Genomic DNA, 10,349 nt, shown 5'->3' on the forward strand with positions numbered 1-10,349 from the left:
TCATGCACGAAGGCTCGCTTACGCCACTTCGCGACTGTCTTGGGGTTCAGTCCATGCTGGGCGGCAAGATCTTTGAGCGGAGCTTTCGATCGCTGTAGCGTTGCTCTGACCGCGTGCGTGGTCGTGGCGCAGCCGTGAAGAACCTGTCCCATAACGCCTCCCGGTGTGCGGCGGTTACAGCTAAATTGATGCCACCACACCGCGGGACTGCACACCTAGTGCAGTCATCCAGCACGAACGCGACGAGGCTGTGTGCGGGCGCGGAGACTGCCGACTGGGGATCTGCCTGGGGCGCAGGCTGAGACGGTGGTACTGGCGCTAGGCTGAAGCGAGACGGCGGCGCGAGAACGGCCTACAATCCGCCCGAGTGCGTCTCAGCCGCTCAGCTCGGATATGCGGCCTGCGCAAAGTGCCGCCAAGAGCGAAGAAATTCAGCATTTGGCGAAACGCCAGCTCAATAACTGGCTAGAATGGGAAATGTGGCGGAGACGGAGTCCGGCAAACATTGCCGGCAAGTAGCTGCAGAATATTACTTTTCTAGAGAATTTTTGATGCGAACCCTAGCATTTACCCCAGCCGCAGTTCGCGTGAAATTATTGGGATTTCCCGATTGGGCGCAGCGTCGCAACGAACTGCATAGCCAGCCCAGCTTAGCTGTTGGCGGGGTGACCTGCACGAGGCTCAGGCTGCATACTGATGCGTCGCGAGGTCCTTCCCAGCCTGCGTGGCATCAACCCAGTAGGATCCCCGATGGCCGGCCTCAAGGACAAGCGTGGTTTCATCGATAAGGACCGACTCGACCTGTCGGAACGCAAGGCTGTTGAGTTCTGGATGAAGCGCTGGGGTGTCACACAGGACCAGCTTACAGCCGCTCATCGCAAGGTCGGCCGGATGACCAAGGACATCGCCGCCGAACTGGGCAAGAAGCGTTAGTTGCGTGCTCTCCGCAACGGGACAGCTCGTTTGGAGAGGTCGTCGATGGTGAAGCCGCCGCAAGCTTTGCCTACCGTTCATGCTGAGCCGAAGGTGGGTTACCGCCCACGCAAACTCCCAGTAGCAACGGTATTGGGATCACGGGTACGTGGTGGCCTCACGGGTCGGCCCCGGAACGGAAAGGGGCCGCTCGGATGCCGATCAGCAGGATGGATCTCGCGAACGCGGGCACGCCGGAGGCGCTCGTCAAACGCATCCTACAAGCCGAACCGAACCTACCGACGCCCGTGCCGATACAGGAGCTCTGCGCGCGACCCGGCATCCTCCGGATCGAGGACCTCGACACCGACGAGTTCGAGGGGGGCCTCGTTACCGACGCGAAGCGGTCCGAAGGCACTATCCTCGCCAAGCGCGTGGGCGAACCGCGTCGCCGCTTCACCATCATACACGAACTCGGCCACTTCCTGATGGCGCACCACGTCCCGGATCAGCCCGGCCGGTTCCTGTGCAAGAGTTCTGACCTGCTTCGCATCACAGCGAAGGAGGGCGATCAGCGGCAACGCAGGGAGGTCGAGGCCAACCGCTTCGCCAGTCTCATGCTGATGCCCCCGCACCTGCTGCGAGGAGCCATGGCGGCCTTTCACAAGCCCGATCTGCAGCACGTTCTTGTGCTCGCGCGCGACTTCGCGGTCCGCAAGAAGGCGGCGGCTCGGGGCTACGTGCAATACCATCCTGAGCGGATCGCCATCGTCGTGGCGGGCAACGGCCGGGTGCAGTGGTTCTACCGCAGCCTCTCCTTTCCAGCTATCATCTGCGCGGTCGGCAGCCCGGTTCCGACAGGCTCGCTCTATCGCAGCAGTCCACATCGGCCGCGCACAGCGTGCGAAACCGCCGCGTGCAGGCCAGATCTCTGGATCGATGTGAAGCGTGACCTCCGCGCGCCGGACCTCTACGAGCAGGTGTACCGTCAGCAGAACGGCTTTGCGATGATCCTGCTGCGTCTGGACGCTGTCCCGGAGGAGAGCGCGGAGGAGCGCAGGCTCAATGAAGGCTGGCGTCACCGCTTCCACTCGGGGCGACGGTAGGCAAGACCCAGCTCTCCCGGAACAGATCTGTCGGCCGCAGCCTACTAATTCGTCAGGCGGGTCGTACCGACTGTCCCGTAGCTGATCCGGCGCAATCCTTGGGTCGGCAGTGGAGCAAAGAGGGTCGAGAATGGGGGGAACTGACGACTACCTTCGGCTGCTCCGCAGTCAGGCGGCGGCAGAGGAAGCGTTCCTCGACCGTGTCGGCCACGCCGAGGACACCGAGTTGACCGGCAGGGGCACCGCGCCTGCCACGTCACCTGCCGTGTCGTTGATGATTACGAACCGTCAGCGGGCGGCGCTTCGTGAGCTTGGCTTTTCCGAGGAAGCCATTCGGCAGATGACGCCAGCAGAGGCACACGAGAAGCTCGGGCTGGCCAAACCGTTCCAGCTCGGCCCGAACTAGGCTCGCCATAAATAGCATGGCCTGGCAATTCGGGGCCGCATGAACCTACTGCTGGCCGCCGTTAGCAACGCGGCCTTCTCGCGACGGACCCGCCGCTCTCCGACCGCTTCTGGTACTCGCTGTGGGAGAAGATGGTCGAGCTCGATGTGCCAGGCATGGTCCACGTCAGCGCCTCGGCCAACCGCAACTTCCACGCGACGGGAGCCCACTACATCAATGGCGATACCAGCGCCTTCATGCAGTTCGTCACCTCCGACCTGTTCAAGGACTTCCCGACGCTGCGCCTGATCATTCCCCATGGTGGCGGCGCGGTTCCCTATCACTGGGGGCGCTACCGAGGCCTCGCGCAGGACATGAAGCGGCCACCGCTCTCCGAGCTGATGCGCAACGTGTACTTCGACACCTGCGTCTACCATCAGCCAGGCATCGATCTGCTGCTCAAGGTCGTGCCGCACGACAACGTGCTGTTCGCCTCCGAGATGGTCGGGGCAGTCAACGGCGTCGATCCTGAGACCGGCCACGCCTACGATGACACTAAGCGCTACGTCGAGATGGCCGCGATCTCGGAAGCAGACCGGGCGAAGATCTATGCGGGCAATGCGCTCAAGGTTTACCCACGCCTTGCGGACAGGCTTAAGTCCGCTGGGTTGAAGCTATAGACCATCACCCGGCGCGACAGGGCAGATGCTGCTGTTCGGCTGTGCCGCCTAGCAGAAGCTCAGCACTGCATCCGGGCCCTGCCCCGACGCACGGTAGCGGATCTTCGGCTTTGCGCCCTTCCCAGTCATTCATGGGCCACCCGTTCAATTCCGTAAGCGGACATGAAGCGGCCGATTGAGATGGTCGTTGCAACTTGCTCCATTGGAGTGCAGGCACGGTCGAAGGTGTATCAAAGATCGCCTGGAATCAGGGGAAGAATTTGCCAAAAGCGACGAGGAGCTTCGGTGATCCTTTGACGCGCAGCTTGCGCGAGAGGAGCAGGCCAGGAAGTCCGCGTTCCTTGCGGACGAACTGCAGCCAGGCTTCGCTGTCAGCCTGAATGACGAGATTGGCGGTGCCGTTGAGGCCTTCCTCTATGATGAGATCACGATGGCGCAAGGTGATCGTCACGTCGCGCTTCTCCGCTCCCGTGAAGCGGTAGACCGCGTCCAACTCACGTGCCTTGTTGCGTTGGAAGGTGAGGCGCATTCCGACGAGCAAGCTCGCGATGTTCTGCGGTCTGACGCCGTTTCCCACCCGCCTCACTGTCTTGGCCGGGTAACGCGTTCGGACGTGCTCCTCAGCATCCGAGCCTGGTACCACGTAGACAGGCTCTACCTTGGCTTGCAGAGGCTTGACGACGTCGCGGGCGAAGCCGACCCGGTCATCGAGGTAGGGCCCGATGACGTCTTCCCCAGCCGGGCAGGCAGCGATGCAGTAGGCAGCCTTGTAGTTCGCCCCGAAGGACAGACTCTGCCATAGGGAGGCTTGCTTGGAGGCCGAGCGGATCTTCATCAACGTGGGCGGCCGCGCGCACGTGCCCGAGATGCCTGGCATCGACGCGGTGCCGTTCCTGACCAACACCTCGCTGCTGCAGCTCGACACGATCCCGGAGCACCTCGTGGTGGTCGGCGGCAGCTATATCGGGCTGGAGTTCGCGCAAGCCTACCGCCGGTTTGGGAGCAAGGTCACCGTCGTGGAGATGGGGCCGCGGTTGATTGGTCGTGAGGACTCGGACATCTCCGAGTCGGTCGCCGGCATCCTACGCGACGAGGGCATCGCTCTGAGGCTGAACGCCGAGTGCATCAGGTTTGAGCCTCATGCCGACGGTGTCGTTGTCGGGGTGAACTGCAACGAGGGCGAGCCGGAGATTGTGGGCACTCACGTGCTGCTGGCGGTGGGCCGCCGGCCCAACACCGACGACCTTGGCTTGGAGGCGGCCGGCATCGCCGTGGACGCGCGCGGCTACATCACTGTCGACGACGCCCTTCAGACCAGCGTGCCGGGCGTCTACGCGCTTGGCGATTGCAATGGGCGAGGCGCCTTCACCCACACCGCCTACAACGACTTCGAGATCGTGGCCGCCAATCTCCTCGACGGGGCGAGCCGCCGGGTCAGCGAGCGGGTCGAAGCTGCACGCAGCGGTCGATACGCGCGGCCAAGTGCTGGCCCTGCACGTCACACCGGCCAACGCCGATGATCGCGCCGCCGTTGCCTCGCTCGCTGATGCCATGCAGGAGGCAACCAGCGACAGCGTGAACCTCGCCTATGTCGATCAGGGCTACACAGGTGAGCGCGCGGCGGAGGCGGCAGCCGATCACGGCATCACCCTGGAGGTCGTGAAGCTGCCCGAGGCCAAGCGCGGCTTCGTGCTGCTGCCACGCAGATGGGTGGTCGAGCGCGCCTTTGCCTGGATGGCCCGCTTCCGCCGCTTGGCCCGCGACTACGAACGCCTGCCCGCAACCTTGGCCGGCTTGCACCTCGTCGCCTTCAGCGTCCTGCTTCTACGTAGGGCTGCCGATTTCGCAGCAGTCCGTAACAGCCTCTAGGCGCCGCCACGACCGCCCAGACCTATGAGTGGGGCGGCGGCTATGGCTATGGCCCGAGCTACGCCCACTCCCGCACCATCGTCCGTGAAGGCTACCGCGACGGCTACAGCGGCGCCCGGTTCTACCTGCACGGCTATGACCGTCCGGGCGTGCGGGTGATCGAGCGTCGTGACCCGGGGTTCCGTCATCATCGCGACGATTGGGACGACTGAGTACACGTCCACTTCGTGTAATCAGGGGGCGCCCATCCGGGTGCCTCTTGTCGTATGCGCGCTCACGTGTGTCAGAGCGGGTGTCTCGCAGAGGGCGACGACCGGCACGCAACGATCGCGTTGAAACTTGCGGCGCCCAGTCTGCTTGGTGCCAGCAATCCACCTACAACTGTGACGACAAAGCTGATCGACGAACGCGCCAGCTGTTCCCGAACACTTGCCGCTGGCTCGAGCGAATTTTCTCTGGTCGTGTCGGTCAAGTTGGGTACGACGGCGTTCCGGCAACTCTTTGAGCAGCCTCGCGTGCCTTACCGTTCGCAGCGGCCTCAGCCTGATCGGCGGCTTCAACGATCGTGCTCGATGTTATGCCATTGTTGACCGCCAGCCGGGCCCGTAGTTCGTCAAGCTCTTCCTCCGCCAGTCCCTCTATCCCGATAAAGCGGTTCTGCGCCGCGCTCGCCCGGATGAGCTCGTCGAGCTTAGCCTGGATGGCTGCGCCGTCGCGATTCTGCGTGTTCTGGATCAGGAACACCATCAGGAACGTCACGATGGTTGTGCCGGTGTTGATTACCAACTGCCACGTATCGGAGAAGCCGAACAGCGGCCCCGTGACTGCCCAGACCACGATGAGAATCAGGCTCAGCGCGAAGGTCAACGGCCGACCCGCGGCGCGCGCGACCCGCGAAGCGAAGTCTGCGAAGCCCCTCGGCGCCCTCATCGGGGCATCCTCCTACTTGGAACGGTTACCACTCACATCTCCATCTCGGCGCCGACCTCCATTGCTTGCTGGACCGGCACACACAGGTAACTCGCCGTCTCCTCAGCGTTGCGCTGCATCAGCGCGATGATCTCCTCGCGTCAAGTCGCCATGCCGGGCTCCTTTTCCGAGGTGACCACCGTCTCATGTCTGATGAAGTAGCTCAGGCGGTCGCAGTCGACGCCCTTGAGCCGGCCGTCCTCGACCGCCACGACCACGACGAGCGACGAGAGGATGAGCGAGACGGAGCTGAGAACCGCCTCGCGATTGGGTGGGCCGCCTGCGGCCGCGGCCATGATGGTCTCGCGCAGGCGGTAGAGCGGACTGGTGCCGATGTCGCCGTAGACAATGCCAAGCGCTTCCAGGGCGACCGCCGAGGAAGCGGTATGCGCCTTCGGGGGATCCTGCCCCCTGCACCATCGTCGCTTTCATGATTGCCCGACCTCAAGCGCGGCGGCTACGGCGTTTTAATGAATACGGTGAACGCGCCTTGACCGTTCCGCGGCGCGGGGGCATGCGGCCCCGGCATCAAGTAAACAGAGCGCGAGCAGATTGAGGCCCTCGCAAACTCGCGGCCGCTCGGAAGACTCCTCGTAAATCGGCGGCGCGTCGCCCACTTGGGCACCACGGTCGTAAGAGTCCGCGGTGAGCGAGGAGAGTGTGTGCGTAAGTTGGCGATCCCGGCTGGCCGGGAAGCATGGCTACTTCTCGGCTTGGCGCTGCTGATCGTCCTCGGGACCGCTGCCGCGGTCCACCTGACGCGACCCACGACGCTGACTATCGCTGTCGCTCCCAAGGGAGGCCCTGAACCGGCCCTGCTGCGGGCCTACGCCGACGAACTCGCGCGCAGGAAGCTCGGCATCCGGCTAAAGGTGTTGTCCTTCGACGGGGTGCGCGAGAGTGCAGAGGCGCTCAAAGCCGGCCAAGTCGACCTCGCGATAGTGCGTCCGGACGTCTCTATGCCGGGCAATGGCCTAACCCTGGCTATCTTGCGGAAGCTGGCGGCGTTCGTGGTCGCCCCCGCGCAATCCGGCATCAAGGACTTCCCGGACTTGGCAGGCAAGCAACTCGGCGTGCTGTCGAACAGGACTGCCGACAGGACGCTGGCCGGCACCCTGGTTGCCCATTTCGGGATGGAGCTTCTGACCGACGCTCCAGCCGGCGCCGTACCGCCGAAGGCTGTCGCGCTTGTCCCGATAGAGGAAGCCGATGTGGCAGTTGCGTTTGGGGACGGTCGCATCGACGCGATGGTGCTGGTGACGACGCCCACATCCTCGGCGGCGCGGCGGGTGGTCGGCCTCGTTCAGGCGGCGAGCGCCGATGGCGAGGCTACGCTGTTCGGTGTACCCGACACCGCCGCGGTGCTGGCGCGCTGGCCACGCCTGCAGCCAGTCACGGTGCCAGCCGCACTGTTCGGCGGCAGCCCGCGCCTTCCGGCGGAGGACGTCGCGACCGTTGGCTCGTCTTACCGCTTGATGGCGCGAGCCAACCTGTCGCGCAGCCTCGTCGCGGAGGTGACGCAGCACCTGTTCGAGATGCGCACAGCCCTGGCCGAGACGGTTCCGGCAGCGGAAGACGTCAGCCGTCCAGATTACGAAGACACGGCGGACGCCACCAGCGCCCGGTTGCCCATCCACCCGGGCGCCATCGACTACTACGAGCGCGAGCAGGAGACATTTATCGAGCGCTATGAGAGCTGGATCTATCTCGTGGCCATCCTGGGTGGCGGCCTGGGCTCGACGACAGCTTGGCTGCGGCAACGCCTGGGGCGGATCCGCCGGGAGCGGATCGAGGTGGCGACCACGCGCCTGCTCGAACTTCGGTCTGAGGCCAGCCGTGAGACGGACCGCGGGCGGCTGGCGGCCATAGCCAGCGAGGTAGACGACCTCGCGAGCATCATAGCGCGCCATGCCCTGAACAAGCCTACCGAGGCGCGGACGCTCGGCGCCGCCACCTTGGCCATCGACGCAGCCCGCTCGACGGTCCGGCGCGCCATCGTTCAGAGTGACGGCGTGCCCCTCATGAGTTGACCGAGTGTCAACCACTCGATGTGTGCTTGCGGGATGCACAAGAGGATGGCTGAACGGCTGCAAGGGGCGCGCTAGTCAGGCCGGTTCCGAAGCCTCGACGCTGCAGCCGAGCCGCCGAACGCTCAGATCTCAGTGCCTTGTACCAGCACAAGCACATCCTCGACGTCGACGCCGGGATAATGAACTGTGCTCTCAAGTTTAGCATGGCAAAGTAGAATTTGTACGGCGGGTCAGTTGCCAGTTTCAATGCTGAGCAAGGCCAGCCGCCATGTTCACGGCTAAAGCCAAGAGGCTCGTGTTGAAAAAGTAGGCGTATAGCGTCTGCAAGGTTGCGATCCTACGCATTTGCTTTGCAGTGATGTCAGTATCGGATGTCTGCGATGTCGCTCCAATCGTTACGGAAAAGTAGAAGAAATCCCAAAAATCTGGATGATCATCGCCGTTGAAATCCAAGCCACCGCGGGGCTTGCCATCCTCTTCGCCATAGTAGACGTGCGCGTAGTGAGTGGTGAAGACCACCTGCACGAAGACCCATGCGCAAAGCAGCGTCAAAGCAGCGAGCGCAATATGAGGGATCCGATATCCATCCTGCTCTTGTTGGCCGAACAGCAGCATCGCCACAGCCCCGCAGCTTGCAGCAGCGGCCAGAACTGCAAACAGGGAAATCGTAAACGCGCTATCGTCGAGACGGGACGCTTCGCGGCGCAGCGCTTCACTCGATCCGCGCGTCAGCTGAAAGATTACCAGCGCCACATAGGTGATGACGCTCACGCACCAGCCGATAAGGAGCCTGGTCCAAACCGATGGGATCGGGAGGACAAGGCTTAGAGCCAAGCAAAGCGCAGCCGAGCCGAGAAGCCGCGGCCGGAGCCAAAATGCTTGAGCTGTTCTGGGAATATGCATTTCTCGGACTCAACGCTGAAGTACGCGCGCTGCCCGCGAGGGGCGACCGGTTCGGAGTTTAGAGCGATTGCTCCCCAAGGTGGCGCCAACTGTGGTGCGAGAGCCCAAAGCTGGTTGGGGCGAGGTCGATTTTACCGCTCAGAATTCCATGCCGAACTTCACGCGCAGGTTTGTGCGTTCGAACTGTGTCAGGCCAAGGCCGCGCCGGGCATAGGCCGGATCGGTGTCGCGCCCCCACGCTTGAGCCACATAGGCCACGGTCAGCCAGATCTTCTCGGTGAAGCGGTGATGCAGGACAGGCCCGACCAATACCGCCTGGCTCTGAAGGCGGTTGAGGAAGATACCGTCGTAGCCGCGCAAGTAGCGCACCTCCGGGCCCACGAAGGTCCCTTCCGTCACCTGCCCAACCACCGCGTTCGACCACAGGAAGGTCGAGGATCGGTAGCCCTGGCTGCCCCCTCGCTGGCGCCCGGCCGCAGGCTCGAAGCTAATGTTGCTGCCGTACCAGATCTTGGCCGGCACGACCTGCACGTCGAGCTGGATGAGGCTTTCCATGTCGAACACGTTCGCGCCATTGCCCTCGACAGGTAGGATCCGGGTGAAGCGAGGGCGTAGCTCAAGGGCGAGTCCGAGCGGCTGCTCGGCCGATCCTTTTAGGAACTGGTACTTCAGCTCCACCGACGCGCCGTCGAACGTGCCGAACGCCTTGTCGTCCAACTCCGCGATGTTGCGTTGCCGGCGGAGATTGCAGAAGGCGCTCAGCTCGACGCTGAACCGCTCAGCGGGGTTGAACTGATAGGAGAACCGCGTGTCGAGCACGCGGTAGGTGGAAGAGCCCGGACCGTCACGGCGCTTGCTGAAGCGCGAGATGGTATCGACCAGGACCTCCTGCTCGCCCTTCTCACCCGTGTCAGAGCCTTCGGTGAAGCCGAACAAGTGCTCGGTGTCGACATCCTTCTGCCCGTCGGTTTTGCCACCCTTCCCGCCCGGGCTGCCGCTGTTCGATGAGGATTTCGCCTTGTTATCCCTCAGTTCCTCGGCAAGCCCAGGGGCCGCAGCGAGGCTCGAGGTTAGCAACATGGCGATGGCGGATTGCGAGATGCATCTCGCCAACAGAGCGGGCCCGATCATCACCCTGCGGCCTTATCCTACTGACGCGCGACGATGAGTAGACGCGCAGGCGCGCGCCTGCCTGTTACAGAACGGCAACGCTAAGCGAAAACGCTACGGTGAAGGGATGAATGGCAGGGGTGACTTAGTCGGCAGCTCTCAGGCTGCGATCAGGCCTGAGCCTAGGTGTTCAGTCCCGAGGTGAGATGGGTTGGGTCGTATCTGAACCGGCCTGGGTCGTCTGCCCAGGCTCGGCAGGTCGCTTCGTATGGCGTGAGGCCGCGTAGGGTCTTGAGCCGCCGGGCGAAGTTGTAGGCATCCAGGAAAGCGGCGAGGTGTTCCCGCAGTTGGTCGTGGCTGTCGTAGTGGTAGCGCTTGACGGTCG

General features: G+C 63.5%; 11 protein-coding genes and 3 pseudogenes. 7 read left to right on the top strand and 7 right to left on the bottom strand.

The window, feature by feature from the left end:
* The coding region (locus AC1DXK_RS28535; RefSeq protein ID WP_477299558.1) for a transposase at positions 1-152 on the bottom strand (152 nt) is incomplete at its 3' end.
* A gap of 598 nt (positions 153-750) precedes the next feature.
* Between AC1DXK_RS28535 and AC1DXK_RS28540 the strand changes: the two genes are divergently transcribed.
* The 4 genes and pseudogenes from AC1DXK_RS28540 to AC1DXK_RS28555 form a co-directional block, all read left to right on the top strand.
* The gene (locus AC1DXK_RS28540) at positions 751-933 is read left to right on the top strand and encodes a DUF3606 domain-containing protein (protein ID WP_003600567.1); all 183 of its coding nucleotides are present in this window, start codon (positions 751-753) and stop codon (positions 931-933) included.
* 209 nt (positions 934-1,142) lie between these two features.
* The gene (locus AC1DXK_RS28545) at positions 1,143-2,018 is read left to right on the top strand and encodes an ImmA/IrrE family metallo-endopeptidase (protein ID WP_456685613.1); all 876 of its coding nucleotides are present in this window, start codon (positions 1,143-1,145) and stop codon (positions 2,016-2,018) included.
* Positions 2,019-2,148: 130 nt separating this feature from the next.
* The gene (locus AC1DXK_RS28550) at positions 2,149-2,424 is read left to right on the top strand and encodes a hypothetical protein (RefSeq protein WP_456685614.1); all 276 of its coding nucleotides are present in this window, start codon (positions 2,149-2,151) and stop codon (positions 2,422-2,424) included.
* A gap of 83 nt (positions 2,425-2,507) precedes the next feature.
* Positions 2,508-3,083 (top strand): annotated as a pseudogene (locus tag AC1DXK_RS28555) (amidohydrolase family protein); the annotation flags it as partial.
* Positions 3,084-3,330: 247 nt separating this feature from the next.
* On the opposite strand, the gene AC1DXK_RS28560 reads toward AC1DXK_RS28555, so the two are convergent.
* Positions 3,331-3,960 carry an SCP2 sterol-binding domain-containing protein gene (locus AC1DXK_RS28560; RefSeq protein WP_456685615.1) on the bottom strand — a complete coding sequence of 210 codons (630 nt, stop codon included), beginning with the start codon at positions 3,958-3,960 and terminating at the stop codon, positions 3,331-3,333.
* Between AC1DXK_RS28560 and AC1DXK_RS28565 the strand changes: the two are divergent.
* Together AC1DXK_RS28565 and AC1DXK_RS28570 are read left to right on the top strand one after the other, a co-directional pair.
* Positions 3,896-4,537: pseudogene (locus AC1DXK_RS28565) on the top strand (FAD-dependent oxidoreductase); the annotation flags it as partial. The gene AC1DXK_RS28560 and the pseudogene AC1DXK_RS28565 sit on opposite strands and share 65 nt — an antisense overlap.
* Positions 4,434-4,952, top strand: coding sequence for a transposase (locus AC1DXK_RS28570; RefSeq protein WP_456685616.1), 519 nt, complete (start codon positions 4,434-4,436; stop codon positions 4,950-4,952). The pseudogene AC1DXK_RS28565 and the gene AC1DXK_RS28570, both read left to right, overlap by 104 nt.
* 468 nt (positions 4,953-5,420) lie before the next feature.
* Here AC1DXK_RS28570 and AC1DXK_RS28575 read toward each other — a convergent pair whose 3' ends face one another.
* Together AC1DXK_RS28575 and AC1DXK_RS28580 are read right to left on the bottom strand one after the other, a co-directional pair.
* On the bottom strand, positions 5,421-5,882 hold the full coding sequence (locus AC1DXK_RS28575) for a low affinity iron permease family protein (protein ID WP_456685617.1): 462 nt from the start codon (positions 5,880-5,882) through the stop codon (positions 5,421-5,423).
* Positions 5,883-6,022: 140 nt separating this feature from the next.
* Positions 6,023-6,286 (bottom strand): KUP/HAK/KT family potassium transporter, encoded by a 264-nt coding sequence (locus AC1DXK_RS28580; RefSeq protein ID WP_456685621.1) that lies wholly within the window; start codon positions 6,284-6,286, stop codon positions 6,023-6,025.
* A gap of 348 nt (positions 6,287-6,634) precedes the next feature.
* On the opposite strand from AC1DXK_RS28580, the gene AC1DXK_RS28585 reads away from it, so the two are divergent.
* Positions 6,635-7,951 carry a TAXI family TRAP transporter solute-binding subunit gene (locus tag AC1DXK_RS28585; RefSeq protein WP_456685618.1) on the top strand — a complete coding sequence of 439 codons (1,317 nt, stop codon included), beginning with the start codon at positions 6,635-6,637 and terminating at the stop codon, positions 7,949-7,951.
* A gap of 243 nt (positions 7,952-8,194) precedes the next feature.
* Here the strand turns inward: AC1DXK_RS28585 and AC1DXK_RS28590 are convergent, their stop codons facing one another.
* From AC1DXK_RS28590 to AC1DXK_RS28600, 3 genes and pseudogenes are all read right to left on the bottom strand, one after another.
* Positions 8,195-8,854, bottom strand: coding sequence for a DUF1345 domain-containing protein (locus AC1DXK_RS28590; RefSeq protein ID WP_456685619.1), 660 nt, complete (start codon positions 8,852-8,854; stop codon positions 8,195-8,197).
* Positions 8,855-8,992: 138 nt separating this feature from the next.
* Positions 8,993-9,985 (bottom strand): hypothetical protein, encoded by a 993-nt coding sequence (locus AC1DXK_RS28595; RefSeq protein ID WP_477299557.1) that lies wholly within the window; start codon positions 9,983-9,985, stop codon positions 8,993-8,995.
* Between the two features lie 161 nt (positions 9,986-10,146).
* A pseudogene (locus AC1DXK_RS28600) lies at positions 10,147-10,349 on the bottom strand (IS481 family transposase); the annotation flags it as partial.

The organism is Methylobacterium sp. P3_A11, assembly GCF_056403155.1.